Origin of the sequence: Bacillus sp. FSL K6-0138 (assembly GCF_037982765.1) — a bacterium.
Classification (GTDB): domain Bacteria; phylum Bacillota; class Bacilli; order Bacillales; family Bacillaceae; genus Bacillus; species Bacillus glycinifermentans.
Window position 1 is genome coordinate 4,425,176 of sequence record NZ_CP150286.1, and the last position, 17,650, is coordinate 4,442,825.

14 protein-coding genes, 2 pseudogenes and 1 riboswitch are annotated in these 17,650 nt (G+C 45.9%); of the genes and pseudogenes, 8 read left to right on the forward strand and 8 right to left on the reverse strand.

All coding sequences use genetic code 11. The features are described 5' to 3' along the window. Nucleotides 1-10: 10 nt before the first annotated feature. The 3 genes from MHB78_RS23185 to MHB78_RS23195 all read right to left on the reverse strand — a co-directional run bounded on the left by MHB78_RS23185 (nt 11) and on the right by MHB78_RS23195 (nt 4,465). Nucleotides 11-1,867, reverse strand: coding sequence for a T7SS effector LXG polymorphic toxin (locus MHB78_RS23185; protein ID WP_046129348.1), 1,857 nt, complete (start codon nt 1,865-1,867; stop codon nt 11-13). 51 nt (nt 1,868-1,918) lie between these two features. Next, on the reverse strand, nt 1,919-2,347 hold the full coding sequence (locus MHB78_RS23190) for a DUF5082 family protein (RefSeq protein WP_046129347.1): 429 nt from the start codon (nt 2,345-2,347) through the stop codon (nt 1,919-1,921). Between the two features lie 198 nt (nt 2,348-2,545). Next, nucleotides 2,546-4,465, reverse strand: a complete 1,920-nt coding sequence (locus MHB78_RS23195; protein ID WP_046129346.1) for an LTA synthase family protein — start codon at nt 4,463-4,465, stop codon at nt 2,546-2,548. 333 nt (nt 4,466-4,798) lie between these two features. On the opposite strand from MHB78_RS23195, the gene MHB78_RS23200 reads away from it, so the two are divergent. Next, nucleotides 4,799-5,386, forward strand: a complete 588-nt coding sequence (locus MHB78_RS23200) for a DUF4352 domain-containing protein (RefSeq protein WP_046129345.1) — start codon at nt 4,799-4,801, stop codon at nt 5,384-5,386. A 49-nt stretch (nt 5,387-5,435) separates the two neighbouring features. On the opposite strand, the pseudogene MHB78_RS23205 reads toward MHB78_RS23200, so the two are convergent. Continuing rightward, nucleotides 5,436-5,950, reverse strand: a pseudogene (locus MHB78_RS23205) (YfjD family protein). 272 nt (nt 5,951-6,222) lie between these two features. Between MHB78_RS23205 and MHB78_RS23210 the strand changes: the two are divergent. Then, nucleotides 6,223-7,583 (forward strand): IS3 family transposase gene (locus MHB78_RS23210; protein ID WP_099047013.1). Its coding sequence is split into 2 segments (ribosomal slippage): nt 6,223-6,694 and nt 6,694-7,583, totalling 1,362 coding nucleotides; the frame shifts between segments, so codons are not numbered across the junction. A 49-nt stretch (nt 7,584-7,632) separates the two neighbouring features. On the opposite strand, the gene MHB78_RS23215 is transcribed toward MHB78_RS23210, so the two are convergent. Then, complete coding sequence (locus tag MHB78_RS23215; protein ID WP_046130073.1) at nt 7,633-8,469, reverse strand: YitT family protein; 837 nt, start codon at nt 8,467-8,469, stop codon at nt 7,633-7,635. A gap of 71 nt (nt 8,470-8,540) precedes the next feature. Further along, nucleotides 8,541-8,646, reverse strand: a riboswitch (guanidine-I (ykkC/yxkD leader). A 177-nt stretch (nt 8,647-8,823) separates the two neighbouring features. On the opposite strand from MHB78_RS23215, the gene argR reads away from it, so the two are divergent. The 6 genes from argR (at nt 8,824) to MHB78_RS23245 (ending at nt 15,056) form a co-directional block, all read left to right on the forward strand. Then, entirely contained in the window at nt 8,824-9,264 is a 441-nt protein-coding gene (gene argR / locus MHB78_RS23220; protein ID WP_046130072.1) for an arginine repressor, read from the forward strand. A 281-nt stretch (nt 9,265-9,545) separates the two neighbouring features. Continuing rightward, nucleotides 9,546-10,784, forward strand: a complete 1,239-nt coding sequence (gene arcA / locus MHB78_RS23225) for an arginine deiminase (protein ID WP_046130076.1) — start codon at nt 9,546-9,548, stop codon at nt 10,782-10,784. A 28-nt stretch (nt 10,785-10,812) separates the two neighbouring features. Beyond that, nucleotides 10,813-11,820 carry an ornithine carbamoyltransferase gene (argF, locus tag MHB78_RS23230; RefSeq protein ID WP_046130071.1) on the forward strand — a complete coding sequence of 336 codons (1,008 nt, stop codon included), beginning with the start codon at nt 10,813-10,815 and terminating at the stop codon, nt 11,818-11,820. Nucleotides 11,821-11,873: 53 nt separating this feature from the next. Beyond that, the gene (gene arcD, locus MHB78_RS23235; RefSeq protein WP_046130070.1) at nt 11,874-13,280 is read left to right on the forward strand and encodes an arginine-ornithine antiporter; all 1,407 of its coding nucleotides are present in this window, start codon (nt 11,874-11,876) and stop codon (nt 13,278-13,280) included. 31 nt (nt 13,281-13,311) lie between these two features. Further along, nucleotides 13,312-14,262, forward strand: coding sequence for a carbamate kinase (gene arcC, locus MHB78_RS23240; protein WP_046130069.1), 951 nt, complete (start codon nt 13,312-13,314; stop codon nt 14,260-14,262). A gap of 116 nt (nt 14,263-14,378) precedes the next feature. Further along, on the forward strand, nt 14,379-15,056 hold the full coding sequence (locus MHB78_RS23245) for a Crp/Fnr family transcriptional regulator (RefSeq protein WP_046130068.1): 678 nt from the start codon (nt 14,379-14,381) through the stop codon (nt 15,054-15,056). A gap of 147 nt (nt 15,057-15,203) precedes the next feature. Here MHB78_RS23245 and MHB78_RS23250 read toward each other — a convergent pair whose 3' ends face one another. The 3 genes and pseudogenes from MHB78_RS23250 to MHB78_RS23260 form a co-directional block, all read right to left on the reverse strand. Then, nucleotides 15,204-15,941, reverse strand: a complete 738-nt coding sequence (locus MHB78_RS23250) for an ABC transporter permease (protein ID WP_046130067.1) — start codon at nt 15,939-15,941, stop codon at nt 15,204-15,206. A gap of 11 nt (nt 15,942-15,952) precedes the next feature. Next, nucleotides 15,953-16,711 carry an ABC transporter permease gene (locus MHB78_RS23255; protein ID WP_046130066.1) on the reverse strand — a complete coding sequence of 253 codons (759 nt, stop codon included), beginning with the start codon at nt 16,709-16,711 and terminating at the stop codon, nt 15,953-15,955. Then, a pseudogene (locus tag MHB78_RS23260) lies at nt 16,708-17,623 on the reverse strand (ABC transporter ATP-binding protein). Before MHB78_RS23260 ends, MHB78_RS23255 begins: the two are co-directional and overlap by 4 nt. Nucleotides 17,624-17,650: the final 27 nt, after the last annotated feature.

Here is a 17,650-nt window from a genome sequence, read left to right on the forward strand (position 1 = left end):
TTCAATACGGCTATTTTATTAATTTGGAAATCGATTTGGTTGCATCTGCTTTGCTTTCATCAAGAACTCCGCTGATCGGATCGGCTTCTCCCAAATGTTTTCTCCCTGTGTGGTCAAATACCTCAACGTGGGCGGCTTCCCCAACGTGAAGCGTGTCACGGTAATAATATAAACCGTCTTTTTCGTAGACCGTGGCGCCCTTCACCCTGATTTTCGTTCGTTTAAAGTCGTCTCCGCTGAGGAATGTTTCATGGTCCTGCGGCACCCTTTTTTCTTTTACGTAGCTTCTGTTGCTCTTATTCAGCTTCTCGTATAATTCTCTTCTTTTTTCCTTGCTGTAGTTGTTGCCGTTGTGAGCGACGTAATCTTTTTGCGACATGCCGTCAGGCTTCGGATCCCAGTGAGGTTTTGACCGTCTGCCGCCATCTTTCACGGAAAACGCCATCAAGTCGCTGAGCGGCTTTTTCTCGACGGCTATTCTGTTCATCACCGGCCCGGCATGTGTAGCAAGCTGTTCGACGCGGATGCCGACAGGCACTTCAAAGCGGCCGATGCTGTTTTTCACTTTGCCGACAGCGTTTCTTGCCCTGCTCAGCTTATCGTTGATCCATTTGCTGCTGTGGGCGTTGTAAGGAATTTTTTTGACCGGCAGTTTGTCCGCATAACGGGCAGCCGCTCCGACGCCGGTTATCGCGAACGCATTGAACAGGCTCTGCTTGCGCTGTTCATCCGTCAATTTGTTTCCGAACATGTCTCGGCCCGTGATCGCTTCTCCAAAACCGTTTGCTGCCGTTAACCCGTAAATTCCGAATTCGGCTTTCTTCAGGTAATCGAGCGATTTCGCCGACTTATAGGCGTCAAGAGCGTGTTCTGCGGCATTTAAGCCTTTCGCCGTTTTATATATCGCTTTGCCGCCTTTAAATGCCCGGCCCGCCCAGCCGACGACGGGAATGAATCCGGCGGCTGCCATGGCGCCGGCGGTGACCCGCTCTGCCGCTGAGAGCTTCTCGCCCGTTACCGGATCGATGCCGTCTTTCGCCCTCTTATAATCATAATAGCCCGTGACTTCACCGGTAAAGGTGCATACCGTATCCCACGTTTTTGCATACCACGGTCTGTTTGCCTTCTTCTCCTGTTCTTTCGCGATTCTCCGCGCTTCTTCCTGCTCTTTTTTAATCTTCAAATATTCGGCTGTGCCTTTTTCTACATCGTCTTTTAGCTTATAGACGTCGCTATTGTGATAAGCTTTGGCGTCAAAGTAGAGAGGTGATGCTTCCTTTCCCTTCTGTGTGGCAGTAAAAAGCGCACCGTACAATCCGGTAACAAGGCTTTCTTCCGTTTCCGATAAGGCGTACTCCGATTTTAAATCTTCGTCAAACTGATTGACTTTTTTGACCGTTTCCTCGCGCTCTTTTTTCGCTTTATCAAGATGCTCTTCGAAAGCGTCCGCGGAAAATGTTTCAAGGGTCATGATGTCATCGATCTCATTGAAGATTTTTTGCAGCTCCTTTTTTTGTTCAGAGACGATTGACTTAGATGTCGTATAGGCATTTGATAGGTCATTTTCTAAAAAATCAACATTGACGACGGTATCCCCGGCAAGATCGAGATTTTCGGATGCGCCTGAGATACCGCCGAAAAAGGCAATCTGCTTATCAATCAAGCCGATCCATGCGTCCGCAACATCAATCTGAGCCTGATAAAAATCTTTTATGGCGTCAGCGCCTTCTCCCTGAAAATCTTCCCCCAGGTTCACGACGCCCTGAAATTGCTTCTTTAAATCGTCGATTTGCTCTTTTAAATCTTGATATTGTGTTGAGCGCTCTTTCATTGCGGAGATCAAAGTTTTTGCTTCATAGATTTTCATCGGCCATAAGCCCTTTCTTTAAAATTTTCTTGCCTCACGTTCACCATCGCCTTAGAACAAGCGCCGTTTCAGGTCGCTGATGGTGCTGCCCAATTCTTCGAGCGCTTCCTCTCCTTTGGAGAGCAGCTGGTCCGCCGTATGCGCGAGTCCCCTCGCCGCGGATAAAGCCCCCTGCTCGATTTCCAGCATAACGATCTTGGACTGAATTCTCGCCTTGTAACCTTCATAATCGTCCGTTATAATGTTTTCCATCTCGTTGTATGCGTCATCTCTCGCTTCATTAAACTTTTCCGAACGGTTTCCCTTCCATGAAGCATCGAGTTCAGGTTTTTTGATTTGTTTAATTTCTTCCAAAGACGTGTTCTGTTCCGTTTCGATTTTGCTTTTTGCCCGTTTGAGCCTTGATATTTTTTCTTCCAGGTCGGCTGATTGGCTCGAAATCGCCGCATGTATGCGGTCTAGCATATCTGAATAGCTCATTGAACCGTCACCTCTTCATTATCCAATATGAGAGACTAAAAGATCATTTTTGAAAATTCCAAAAAATTCATTCATAGGCCTTTTTCCATAATTTAAATTATAAGTCTGAAAGTAGCAGAGATGAATAGGAAAATGTACTCTTTTTAAAAGCAAAAATAAAAACGCCTGACGGCTTGAAGAGCATCAGGCGTTTTTGATTTATTCGCTGGTTTTTTCTTTTCCATAATGGTATTTTGACGGATCAACAGGCGTGAAATCCGAGAGTTTATGGAATCGCAGCAAGTCTTTATAAAGAACCTGGTCAGACAGATTCAGCTTTTCAGCCACCTGTTTTTTCAGGTTTTCGGTTTCTTTGTTCGGCTTTAATTCTTTGCCGGTTTTCGTATCGTATACCGTCGAGTCGATCATCGTGTATTTAGGCGTTACATAGTTGCCGTTTCTGAATGCGACTGTTTCGTCATGGTCTTTTGAAAAGAGATCCGTACCGAAGTTGATATAGTTCTTATTATCGATTCCTTGCAGGTGGAGCAATGTCGGCATGACATCCGTTTCAGCGCCATACGTATGGTTGACTCCGCCTTTTTTGCCAGGAACGCGGATCATGAGCGGCACGCGCTGGTTCATTGCATTTTGATAAGGCGTAATCTCTTTGCCTAATACTTCTTTCATCGCCCGGTTGTGGTTTTCGGAAATTCCGTTGTGGTCGCCGTAGATGACGATTACGGAATTGTCGAATAATCCTTCTTTTTTCAAGTCTTTGAAGAACTGTTCGAGCGCTTCGTCTAGATAGCGCGCCGTCTGGAAGTAGCCGTCAACCGTATCGTCTCCTGTCGTGCCTCTTTCAAGCGTTGCATCCTCTTTATCCAAGATGAACGGATAGTGGTTCGTCAGTGTGAGCAAGTGCGCATAGAACGGCTGTTTCAGCGATTTCAGCATCGGAATGGATTCTTCAAAGAACGGCTTATCTTTCAACCCAAGGTTGACCAGGTTGTCTTCTGACATGTCATAAGAGCTGGCGTCGAAGAACTTGTCATAGCCGATCTGCTTGTATACCTGATCCCTGTTCCAGAAAGACTTATAATCTCCGTGCAGGACGGCGCTCGTATATCCTTCTTTCTGGTTCAAAATCGCAGGCAGCGACTGATACGTGTTTTGCCCTTTCGTCACAAAAGCCGTACCTTCCGGAAGGCCGAAAAGACTGTTGTCCATCATCAGCTCAGCATCGGCCGTTTTGCCTTGTCCGGTCTGATGGAAAAAGTTATCGAAGTACGTCATGTCATCTCCGCCATGCGCCAATTTATTCAAAAACGGCGTGACTTCTTTTCCATTCAGTTTGTAGTCGATCAAAAACGACTGGAAGCTTTCCAAATGGATCTTGATGATGTTCTTTCCTTTCGCCACACCGAAGTATTCGTCATTCGGCTTCGCGTAGTGGGAGCTTGTATAATTGATGACGCTCGTCAAATCATCGCTGCTGGCATATGCTTTTTGCGTCGCGTTCTGAGCAGCCTGTACGCCGTCATAAATCGTATAGTTGTACGGCCCCAAATATTTTACGATATAGTTTCTGTCAAATGTTCTCGTCAGAAGCTCAGGGCGGTCTTTTTCAGCGATTTGCAGGTTGATATAAAACAGAAGAACACCCGCCAAAACGATCGCAGCAGCCCATCTTTTCTTCAATTGGGAAGCCTTCAGTTCAGGCCTTTTCACGCATAATGCGATCAAAATGACCAAGTCAATGATATAGATGAAGTCATGGGGAGACATGATGGCAAACACGCCGTCTGACATGTTGCCAAGGTTTCCGGCCTGCTTCAGATTTGCAAAAGTTAAAAAGTCATCAAAGAAGCGGTAGAACAAAATGTTCGCATATAACACAAACGTCATCACGGCATCGAGGATAATCATCCATATTGCCGCGCGCCGCCCCTTTGCAAATAAAGCCAAACCAAGAAAAACGATGGTAAAGCTTAATGGATTAATAAACAGTAGAAACTGCTGCGTGCTTCCCTTCACGCCCAAATTAAACTCCAATAAGTAGGATGCATAGGTTTTAGCCCATACAAAAATAACAGCTAACAAGAAAAAGCTTAGCTTATGTGAGAATATTTTTTTCATGATAACCTCTACCTTTTAACATTTTAGTCGGTTTTTGATCCGGCATGCGGTTCATCAATGCAAAGCAAACTAGATTAACAATAACACAGAATAGGAAAAACGGAAAATCTTTTTCCATCATTTTGCTTCCGATGCCATTGCACTGCCTTTAGTATGACGGATGTCTTCCGAGAAAGGTTTCACAACAATCTATTTTACTTTATCCCACTTAGATTTTCGGGATGTTTGGACGGCTTTTGTGACAATTTTAAGTATATAGACCTATTTGAAAACCGAAACAATATAACTAGAATAATACAGAATAGTATTTTTATGAATCTGGAGGAAACGAATATGAAAAGGTTTCTCATGCTATCGGCTCTCCTGTCTCTCGGATTGATCCTTGGAGCGTGCGGACAATCAAGCAGCACAGAAGCTGACCATAAAAACAAGGCTGAAGAAACGAAAACAGACCAAAAAGCAAATAAAGAACAAAAGGCAAAAAAAGATCAAAACGATCAAAAAACGTATAAAATCGGCGAAAAAGCCACAAGCGACGGGCAAACGGTCACAGTTTCAAAAGTAAACAAAGTACACAGCGGCAAATATTTCGCAACCGACGGACAAACAAAGGGCTCATCATTAAAACATGATGAACAGCTTGTCGTCGTCGATATCACGCAGGAAAACGGCAGCAATGAACAGGTAGCCGTCAACCCGCTAAACTATGAATTAAAAAACAGCGATGAAAAAGTGCATAAGATCGTCGCAAGCACCGTTACGCTAAAAACTCAATTTGAACCGGGAGACTTGGCGGCAGGCAAAAAAAATTCAGGCCAAATTGCTTTTGTCACAAAAAAGAATGAAAAAGACTTAACATTGATTTTTTATCCAAATTTTTTCACCAAAGAGCATCCATTATACTTTAATTTGAGCAAATAATAGACGCCTTTCTGATGTCAAATCAGGGATTGCCCGATTCCTGCTTTCTTTACGCATTTTTATGAAACTGATTCAGATAAGCCTTTCTCTGCGCTTCTGTAAACTGGCCGATCCAATCCCGCCGCGCTTCCTCCGTCATATATGAGAGGACGTGAAGCTCGACCGCTTTGTAAAACTCCGGCTCAGGCAGGATGTTGTACGTCGGAATCCTCACCAATCCGTTCCCTCGCGTCTGGATCAGGACATCCATGAAGAAAATGCCCTTCAGACTGTAGGGATGCCGGTCCATTCTGATACTATTAATATCTTTGATGTCCACCGATTTTTTCTCCGTGAACAGCGGCCGCAGTCTCCTTCTTCGATGCGGAAGATGACATTCCCTCTTTTCGTGAAAGCGGGAAAAGCCGATAAAAATAATACAAAGAAAAATAAGCTGCATACTAGCCCTAGAGGTATAGCTGACAGATAAAATTTTGTTTGAAACGTGATCCCCATATAGAATACCCACAGACTCGCTGCTCCCATTCCAAATGAACCAAGAAAAAGCCAAATCCTGAAAAACATTTTGCTTTTCACTTCAATTGTCCGTTTTTTCCCCTGTACCAATCATAGACCTCCTTAACATCAGCAACCGTATTTTTTCTTTTTCGGCATGCAAAACCGAAAATTCCTTTTTATTTCAGGATGCTTCCATTTTTCCGATGCTTCTTTTCATCATTGTTCAAAATCGCCATTCTGTAAAGTGACTTAACGCTTTTGCTAAAAAAGCTGCCGGTGGCATCTGAACTGCACCCCAATTGTTAGACACCATCTAACAATCGGAGGTGCAGTTTTTTATGGCTAAATTTACAGCTGAGGAAAAAATACAAGCGGTCAAAAGGTATCTTGCGGGTAGGGAAGGGCATAAAACAATCGCCAGAGAGATCGGTGTTTCGTCAGGTGTGTTTCAGGTATGGATTCGCAAATACCATTACCATGGAGAAAGTGCGTTTCAAAAACTCTATACAACCTATTCTGTAGAAGATAAACTGAAGGTACTTCACTATATGATCGAAAATGGGACGTCGATCCGTGAAACAGCCGCCATCTTCAATATTCAAGCACCTTCTACGGTGGCTCAATGGCAGAAACTGTTCGAAACCGGAGGAATCGATGCCCTAAAACCGATGAAAAAGGGGCGGCCGTCAATGACAAAGAAAAATCAAAAAAGAACGAAGAAACAAACACCGCAAGAAGGATCAGTGGAAGCCATGCAGGCTGAAATTGAACGTCTGCGAATGGAGAATGCCTACTTAAAAAAGTTGAATACCTTAGTTCAAAACAAGGAAAAATTACAAAACAAGAAAAGGCCCAAGTAGTATTTGAACTAAGGACTGAATTTCCGGTAAAAGCCCTGCTTAAACTGGCTGGAATTCCACGCAGTACGTATTATTACTGGGTCAAAACCTTCGGTCTTCCAGACAAAGATGCCAAATTAAAAACACTGATTCAATCGATTTATCATGAACATAAAGGCCGTTACGGGTACCGCCGGATACGCGACGAGCTTAAAAACCGGGGATATCAAATGAATCATAAAAAAATATATCGCCTCATGAAGGAACTGGGGTTGAAATGTCTCGTACGGATGAAAAAATACCGTTCGTATAAAGGAGAAACCGGCACGGTGGCACCAAACAGGCTAGAGCGGAATTTCAAGGCGGAAAAGCCGAAGATGAAATGGGTAACAGATATCACGGAATTTAAATTATTTGGGGAGAAGCTCTATTTATCGCCAATGCTTGATTTATTTAATGGCGAAATCATTGCTTATACAATTGGATCCAGGCCAACGTATTCATTGGTATCCGAGATGTTGGAAAAATCATTTGAACAGCTGACAGATAAAGAAAATCTGTTGATTCACTCCGATCAGGGCTGGCACTATCAAATGAAACAGTATCGCCACGCCCTAAAGGAACGAAATATTATTCAAAGTATGTCTCGTAAGGGAAACTGTTACGATAACGCGGTCATTGAAAGTTTCTTTGGTATTTTAAAATCAGAGTTTATCCATTTCAACGAATTTCAAAGCATCGAGCATTTTAAACAAGAGCTCGTAACATATATCGATTACTATAATCACAAACGGATCAAGGCAAAATTAAAAGGCATGAGCCCAGTACAATACCGGATTCATGCCAGTCATGTTACTTGAGAAAATAAGCTGTCTAACTTTTGGGGGTCACTTCACATCCGGCAGCCTTCTATTTCGATATATCTACAAACCCCTCGCCAAAAACATCCCTTACATCGTGAATGATGACAAAAGCCTTTTTGTCGGTGCTTCTGATGATCTTTTTCAGCATGGACAGCTCCTGCTTATTGATCACGATATATAAAATCTCTTTCGAATCACCCGTATAATGGCCGCGGCCCGATAAGACCGTGACGCCTCTGTCCATCAGCGTATTGACTTGTTCGGCGATGTCGTTTTTGCGCTCTGAAATAATCGTAATCGCTTTTTTCGTATTGAGCCCTTCAATGATGAAATCCATCACCTTGGTGGCAATGTAAAGCATGACGATCGTAAACATCAGCTTTTCGGCTCCGATGATGAAGTAAGAACTGAATACGACCACCAAATCGATCATTAATAAAGCATAGCTGATATTCCAGTCAAAGTATTTATTGGCGATTCTCGCGAGGATCGCCGATCCGGCTGTCGTTCCCCCGACGCGGATGATCATGCCGATTCCGACGCCGGCAAATACGCCGGCAAAAATCGCGCTGATGATCAGTTCATGAGAGGGGATCGCCCAACCTTCCGTAACGTGCAGAAAAAACGAATTCGCCACTACCGCGATGATCGTGTATATCGTCGTTTTTTTATCCAAAAACCTATAGCCGATGATAAGGAGAATTCCGTTCAGGATAAAGTTGGTCACACCCGGCGACCACTCAAACAGGTAATACAAGATGAGGGTGACCCCTGTAACGCCCCCTTCTCCGAAATCGTTCGGTATCGCAAACAAGTTAACAGCCAACGCAAAGAAAAATGCGCCTATCACAATCATGATGATATCAATGACTTTCTTTTTCATATTTGTCAGCTCCTTTTCCCATGATGAAATGATCAAAATAAAAACCCAGGAGAGAGCTCGAAACGAGCAAAAACTCCTGGGCTTTTATCCCACCGTGTCATAACGATGTATCGTTATGTGTTTTCTCTCGGACCAGACCAACGCTTTAGGCATTGCGGAACCCTAGAAAACCACCTTTTCTTTCGTTCTATCAATTTGTCATCTCCAAGCATTATAAGTGAATTTCGGCAGCCTATCAACCCCCTTTCTCATCCATAAAAGATTTGATTTTCTGTAAAATAGCTTCCATGTATAACCGAAAAAACGTCCTATAATAATAGATGTACGTGCTTGCTTTTTTTAGGAGGCGCCAATATGGATAAACAGAAACGGCAATGGATCATTAAACAGATCATTCTCGAACATCCCGTTGAAACGCAGGAGCAGCTGACCGGCCTTTTGAAGAGCCGCGGCATTTCGGCCTCCCAGTCGACCATTTCAAGGGATATGAAAGAGATGTGCCTTGTCAAACAGATCGATGAAAACGGAAAACTCGTCTACCGCACAAACGCTTCTTTATCATTAAACCCTTCAAAAATTTTGAAGGAGAAAATTTCGGATGTCGTCCTGCAGGTCACCCGCTCGGGAAATCTGGTCATCATTAAAACGATGCCCGGGAATGCCCACACGATCGGTGTTTTGCTCGATCAGCTCGGACGTCCCGAAATGCTGGGCTGTATTTGCGGAAATGATACATGCCTTGTCATCTCTCAATCTCCTGAAACGGCTCAAGCATTCTGCGAGAATTTGTGCTGATGCCGTCCTCCAGAGCCGCCCTAAACGGGGCCGGCTTTTTTTATTCCCAAAAAATTTTTTTCGAAAAATCTCCGCAAAAAATATACAGCGTTTATACGTTTTCTTTGTTGGCCTGACAAAGGTTTATATTCATTTTGTCATATTTATTCATTTTTGCTTTTGCCCCATCAAAAAATAAGTGAAATAGTTCACATTTTTGCTGTTATCGCTTTCACAGCGTCATCTTTCCCGCTGTTTTAAGCTGTACATGTAACAAAAAGAGCTTAGGAGGCGGGATGATCATGACGACACCGATTCACGTTTACTCAGAAATCGGCACTTTGAAAACGGTCATGCTGAAGCGGCCCGGGCGGGAATTGGAAAACCTTACACCCGAGTATCTTGGACGGCTTCTTTTTGACGATATTCCTTTTTTACCGGCCGTTCAACACGAGCATGACCAATTTGCAGAAACTCTTAAAGAACAAGGCGTAGAAGTTCTCTATTTAGAGAAGCTGGCAGCGGAAGCGCTTGAAGACGAATCAGTCCGCGAACGGTTTGTCAGCGAGCTTTTGACGGAAAGCAAAGCGGACATAAACGGCGCTTTCGACAGATTAAAAGAGTATCTGCTTTCGTTCGCTACGGATGCAATGGTCGATCGTGTGATGAGCGGAATCAGAAAAAACGAATTGGAAAAGGGCATTCGTTCCCAATTGCACGAGATGATGGATGATCATTATCCATTCTATCTCGACCCGATGCCAAACCTTTATTTCACAAGAGACCCGGCAGCCGCGATCGGCAGCGGGCTGACCATCAACAAAATGAAAGAACCGGCCCGCCGGAGAGAGTCGCTGTTCATGCGCTACATCGTCCAGCACCATCCGCGATTTAAGGACAAGGATATCCCGATCTGGCTTGACCGCGATATCAAGTTCAATATCGAAGGCGGAGACGAACTCGTGCTGAATCATGAAACCGTGGCAATCGGCGTCTCTGAACGTTCATCCGCCCAGGCGATTGAGCAATTGGTCAGAAATCTATTTAAACGCCAAAGCCAAATCCGCCGGGTGCTGGCCGTAGAAATACCGAAAACCAGAGCCTTTATGCACTTGGATACCGTGTTTACAATGGTCGACCGGGATCAGTTTACAATTCATCCGGCCATTCAGGGGCCTGAAGGAGACATGCGGATCTTTGTCCTTGAACGCGGAAAAACGGAAGACGGCGACATTCAAATTACCGAAGAGCACAATCTGCCGGAAGTCCTGAAGAAAACGCTTGGTCTCTCAGATGTGAATCTGATCTTCTGCGGAGGCGGAGACGAAATCGCTTCGGCCCGGGAGCAGTGGAATGACGGCTCAAATACGCTCGCTATCGCTCCAGGCGTCGTTGTCACCTATGACCGGAACTACATCTCAAATGCCTGCTTGAGAGAACAGGGCATCGAAGTCATCGAAATTCCGAGCGGGGAGCTTTCAAGAGGCCGCGGGGGCCCGCGCTGCATGAGCATGCCGCTGTACCGCGAGGATGTCAAATAAACAATCCAGTCAAAAGGAGAGAATCAAAATGGAGAAAACAATCGATTTAAAAGGCAGATGCTATTTAGCCGAAAAAGATTTTTCAGAAAAAGAAATCCTTTATTTGCTCGACCTTGCCCAAGAATTGAAAGACAAAAAAGCACAGGGCATCAAACACCGCTATTTAGAAGGAAAAAACATCGCTTTGCTCTTTGAAAAACCGTCAACAAGAACGCGCTGCGCCTTTACAACCGCCTGTATTGACCTCGGCGCTCATCCGGAATATCTCGGCAAAGACGATATACAGCTCGGCAAAAAAGAATCGATTGAAGACACCGCAAAAGTTCTCGGCCGGATGTTTGACGGCATCGAATTCCGCGGCTTTGAACACGAAAAAGTCGAGTCTCTGGCCGAACATTCAGGCGTGCCGGTTTGGAACGGGTTAACCGATCTATGGCATCCGACGCAAATGCTTGCCGACTTTATGACAGTTAAAGAACACCTTGGACGTGTAAAAGGCGTCACACTGACCTATATCGGAGACGGACGGAATAATGTCGCCAACAGCCTGCTCATCGGCGGAGCCAAAGTCGGCATGGACGTCAGAATCTGCTCGCCTCAAGAGCTCTACCCTGATAAGGAAATCGTGAAGCTGGCGGAAACGTTCGCAAAAGAATCCGGCGGACGCGTGACCGTAACAGACGATACAGACAAGGCTGTTTCCGGAGCTGATGTGCTGTATACGGACGTCTGGGTGTCCATGGGAGAAGAAGACAAGTTTGCCGAAAGGATCAAGCTTCTTAAGCCTTACCAAGTCAACATGGAACTCGTGAAGAAAACCGGAAATGACAATGTCATCTTCCTGCACTGTCTGCCGGCCTTCCATGACCTTCATACAACATACGGACAAAACGTTTACGAACAGCACGGCCTCAAAGAAATGGAAGTGACAGACGAAGTATTCCGCAGCAAGCATTCCAAAGTATTCGATGAAGCGGAAAACCGCATGCATACGATCAAAGCTGTCATGGCGGCAACACTTGGCGACCTTGACTGACCGGAAAAGGGAACATTCCCTTTTCCATCTTTAAACCGAATGAGGTGACAAAAATGGCGGAAGAAAAAAAACTGGGTCTGTTTGCGCTCATTGCGCTTGTCATCGGATCAATGATCGGCGGCGGAGCCTTCAACATCGCAAGCGACATGGCGGCTGGCGCCGGGGCAGGGGCAATTTTGATCGGCTGGGTCATCACCGGAGCCGGCATGATCGCCTTGGCCTTATCGTTCCAAAATCTCACGGCGAAACGGCCTGATTTAGACGGCGGTATTTTCACTTACGCTCGGGAAGGATTCGGCCATTTCATGGGATTTAACAGCGGCTGGGGATACTGGTTCGCAGCCCTTCTCGGCAATGTCGCATACGGTACGCTGCTCTTCAGCGCCGTCGGGTATTTCATCCCCGTGTTTGGCGACGGCCAAAATATCGCTTCCATTATCGGGGCAAGCGTGATTCTTTGGGGCGTTCACTTTTTGATCCTGCGGGGCGTCCAATCCGCTGCCATGATTAATCTGATTACGACCATTTCGAAACTGGTGCCGATTTTTGCTTTTATCGTCGCCGTCATCTTTGTTTTTCATCTTGACTTATTTACCGGTGATTTCTGGGGAAAAGGGCTGTCGCTGGGCTCAATCGGAACGCAAATCAAGAGCACGATGCTTGTCACCGTTTGGGTGTTCACCGGCGTTGAAGGCGCGGTGCTGTTTTCAAGCAGGGCCAAAAAATCGAGCGATGTCGGCAAAGCGACCGTCATCGGGCTGATCAGCGTGCTCGCCATTTATGTGATGATCACCATGCTCTCCCTCGGCGTCATGAATCAAGAAAGCCTTGCCGGACTTCCCAACCCGTCAATGGCCGCAATGATGGAGCATATCGTCGGCAAATGGGGGGCCGTGCTGATCAACCTGGGTCTCGTGATTTCCGTATTGGGCGCATGGCTGGCCTGGACGCTTTTTGCCGGAGAGCTGCCGCTGATTGCCGCACGGGAAGGCGTCTTCCCGAAATGGTTTGGCAAAGAAAATAAAAACGGCGCGCCGACAAACGCGCTGGCGCTGACAAATGCCATCATCCAGCTGTTTCTGCTGACGTTCATCATTTCGGATGCGGCTTACCGGTTCGCATTTTCGCTCGCTTCCTCAGCCATCTTAATTCCGTATTTATTTTCCGGATTATATCAGCTCAAATACAGCTGGCTGCACAAGGGGCCCGACCGCTGGAAAAACGTCATCATCGGGCTGATCGCAAGCATATACGGCATATGGCTGATCTATGCAGCGGGGCTTGACTACCTGCTTTTGACCATGATTTTATACGCGCCTGGCATTTTGGTATACCGGGCCGTACGCAAAAATAAGCAAGGTCCGGCATTCAACAGGGCTGAACTTGTGATTGCCGCAGCCATTCTGATCCTGGCTGTATTTGCCATCGTGAAATTGGCATCTGGAGGCATTTCCATTTAACTAACATCACTGAACGAGAGGTGGTTTCATTATGAAAAAAAGAAAAATCGTGGTTGCACTGGGCGGGAATGCGATTCAAGCCGGGGACGCAAGCGCGGAAGCACAGCAGCAGGCATTGAAGGAAACGGCAGCATATTTGGCTGATATGCTTGACAGCGGAACCGACATCATTATTACACACGGAAACGGCCCGCAAGTCGGAAGCCTGATGATTCAGCAAAAAGCGGCAGACTCCCCAAAAACGCCGGCAATGCCTCTTGAAACGTGTGTATCGATGACACAGGGAATGATCGGCTACTGGCTGCAAAACGCAATCGATGAAGCTCTCCATGCGAAAGGAAAAGACAAACATGCGGCAACCGTCATCACCCGCGTCGCTGTCAGCGGCGATGATGAAGCTTTCCGCAACCCGACGAAGCCGATCGGACCGTTTTACAGCGAACAAGAGGCGAAAGAGCTGATGAACAGCGGAAACGGGGACATCGTCTTTAAAGAGGACGCGGGAAGAGGCTGGCGCCGCGTTGTACCGTCACCTGCCCCTGTATCCATCCTTGAATACGATGTCATCAACGATTTAGTCGAAAAAGGCCATATTGTCATCGCGGCCGGCGGGGGAGGCATTCCAGTCATTGAAGACAACCGGGCCGTCAGCGGCATCGACGCGGTCATCGACAAGGATTTTGCCGCTTGCAAATTAGCAGAGCTGGTTCAGGCAACCGAACTGATTATTTTAACCGCCGTCGATTATGTCGCAATCAATTATTTAAAACCGACGGAACGGGCGCTCAAACGCGTTACAACCGAAGAGCTGAAAGGCTATATAGAAGAAAAACAATTCGCAGAAGGAAGCATGCTGCCAAAAGTCAAAGCTGCCATTCAGTTTGCCGAAGCAGCGAAGGGAAACAAAGCGGTGATCACCTCCCTTCAAATGGCGAAAGAAGCCCTTGAAGGCAGAGCCGGCACGATTGTCGAACAGGGCTAAGCGGCATGAGGAAGGGCTCGGGAAGGGTTCTTCCTTTTGCCTGCCGCCCAAAACATGTAAAATTTAAAATGATAAGCCACAATCATAAGAATAACGGATAAGGGTGGTCGTTTCATATGAAAAACAAAGACATCATACATCATCTGAAAAAGTTTCCTCTATTCGCTTCCCTGAATAAAAAAGAACTGGAAAACATCAAACAGTTCATCTATTGGCGCACCTATCATAAAGGCCAGATTTTATTTATGGAAGATGACCCCCGGGAACGGATGTATCTTCTTCTTGACGGCTTTATTAAACTCGAAAAATCAAACGAAACGGGATCGATGTTTTATACCGACTACGTACGCCCCCATACGCTTTTTCCATTCGGCGGCTTGTTTCGCGACGAGCATTACCATTATTCCGCCGAAGCCTTGACAGATATCGAACTCTACTATATTCCCATGAACATCTTTGAAGATCTCGTAAGGGACAATAAAACGCTCCTTTTTGATGTTCTCAATGAATTATCCGACATTCTCGCCCTTCATGAAGAAAGGCTTAAGCGAATCACGCTCTCGCATGCGCACGACCGGGTGACGCAAGCGATCTATTACCTGACCGAAAGCCTCGGTGAAAAAGAACGCGACTCAACCGTCATCAGCTGCCCGATCACGGCGGCGGAAATCGCCAAAATCTCCGGCACCTCCCGCGAAACCGTCAGCGCCGTCTTGAAAAAGCTCCGCTGTGAAGGCATCATCAGCCAGATGAACAAGCAAATTATGATCAACCGGCCGGAGTATTTTGCGTAGCGGTTTGCGGTAATAGGCAATATCGAATTATGATATCATTCCGTTTCTCGGGATGATATCATAGAGAAATCCTTTCCGGCTTCTTTCCTGTCTGCTCCCTCCACAATCAATGCGTTCCTTGCCCGATGCTGCGGCTTTTTCATGACCTTAAACCATATCTCTCCGTGAGAAATTTCTTACCCCCGGCACCGTGAATAAGATAAACAAAACAATTAGTACACCATAAAACAACAGGTATGAATCAATAGGCGACTCATCAGGAGGAGACATCCCGAGCATAGGCAGAGTCCAAGGGTATATTTGCCCCAATAGCGTATTTATGGCAAGTATGGACGGCAAAGTAAAGCCGATGCTGACCGCAAGCGGGATCCCGAATGTCTTAAACCTGATGGAAACGATCAGCTGCAGAACGATAAGCGGAAGGCAGGCAATCGATCCTTGGGCAACGTATCCCAATATCGCGAAAAAAGGCAGATCTCCTTTTAGCCCGTTAAGAAAGCCGACCATCATAAAGAGGATGAATAAGATGCCCATCGTCGCAGCCACCATCACCGCAACCATGACGCTTTTCGCAAAGAAAACACGGGATCTTAAAACCGGGAGAGCCAAAAGCTGCTTCCACCCTCCTCCTATATGTTCTCCTCTGCAGACAAATGCAGCATAAATGCCTACAAGAATTGGCAGTACAAAGGATCCCATGAAAACGGCAACCTGAGTCCAGGCTTCAATCCATTCGTTGTCGCCCGGCTGCACAAACAGTTTATAGTTATTGTGAAAGTTCGTATAAGCCAATATGACGCTGATAAAAGGAGCCAAAACATACAACACCCAGATTTTCGAGCGTTTTAATTTCAACCTTTCGGCAGCCAATATATTTTTTAACATCATACATCCTCCTACAGCACATCTCGCTTTTTAAAATGAAAGGCCCCCATGAACAAAAGCGCCACTCCGGCAAAAACATTAATCACGACAAAAGCGGATAGGTCCGGATTGACCCCAAGACCCTCATATTGCAAAATGACGGTCGATGACTGGCTCGGGTAAGCGAGCGGAAACCACCGCGTTGTCATTCCGGCAGCTAAAAATAGACCGACAATCGAGCTGATCGTACCGATGAGAATCGAAAAGGCCTGGTTTTTAAATGTGATGGACAGCCATAATTGAAAAGACATGATCGGCAGCGCCGTAAGCAGCATGGCAAAGCTGTCTCCGAATAGAAGCCCCCACGGTACCGGCCCTTCAAATCCCAAAGCCTTCCCAAGGACAACCATGCCTATTGCAAATGCCGCCGCAGTTAAAAGCAGACTGTTGAAAAGCCAAATATATTTGCTTAAGTAAATCCTTACTCTTGATATTGGCAGAGACAGCGTTTGCTTCCATGAATTTGTCTGATGCTCTATATTTGCAATAATGGAAGCAATGATCGTAACGGCTAACGGAAAACCCAATCCAAACAGCATGCTGTTGTCAAAAAGCATATACTGCCACATAGAAGAGGCCTTGAACATTTCAGCTTGCCTTTGGACATATTCCACACGGTAAGTTAGATTTAACAGCTCATATGCCAGAACAACAAGGGGGACTAGGAAAACTGCGATAAACAAAGAGGAACGCTTGAGTTTCAAGAGATCGCCGTACAGCACTTGTTTCATAAGCTCCCCTCTGTACCTGTCAGCTCCAGGAAGATGTCTTCTAAAGAACGTTTTACTTCTTCTAACCGGTAAACAGAAACTCCCGATTTCACCAGCATTCCGTTGACTTCTGAAACAAACTCGGGGGATGTTTCGCTGATCCACAAATTTCCTTCCCGAAGTTCTGCATGCAATCCCCGGTTCTGTATGATAGATTGGGCTTCATAAATATTATTCACGCCAATTTTCAGGAGCGGTTTTTGCTTTTTCCTCAACGCCTCGATGTCATCTTGGAAAATGAGCTTACCGTTCATAATAATCCCGACTTGTGTCGCCATTTGATCAATCTCGCTCAACAAATGGCTGGATACTAAAACAGTCATCCCGTATCTATCCGGGAGCTCCTTGATCAACTCCCGGATTTCGTGAATGCCGGCAGGATCGAGTCCGTTCGTCGGTTCATCCAGCACCAGAAGATCAGGTTTGCTCATTAAAGCGGCCGCAATTCCTAATCTTTGCTTCATCCCGAGCGAATACTCTTTTGCTAACCGATCAGCCGCTTTTGACAGACGGACGATCTCAAGCGCTTCTGCAAATCCGTGCTTCAGACAAATTCCGAACCCTGCGAATGACCTCAAGATTTTCCCTTCCTGTTAAATTTCCGTAATATGATGGCGATTCAACCAGAGAACCGATTCTCTGCAGAATTTGCATGCGGTTTTTGCGGATATCCTGGCCAAATAGCTGAATATTCCCTTCTGTAGGCTTGATCAAGCCTAACAGCATCCTGATCGTTGTCGTTTTTCCAGCTCCGTTCGGGCCCAGGAAACCATATATTTGCCCTTTTTCGATTCTCATATCTAATCCGCTGACCGATGTTTGCTTTCCGAATTTTTTCGTTAAATTTTTTGTCAATACAACATTTTGTATCACTGTTCCTCACCTCGCCTTTATCATAGA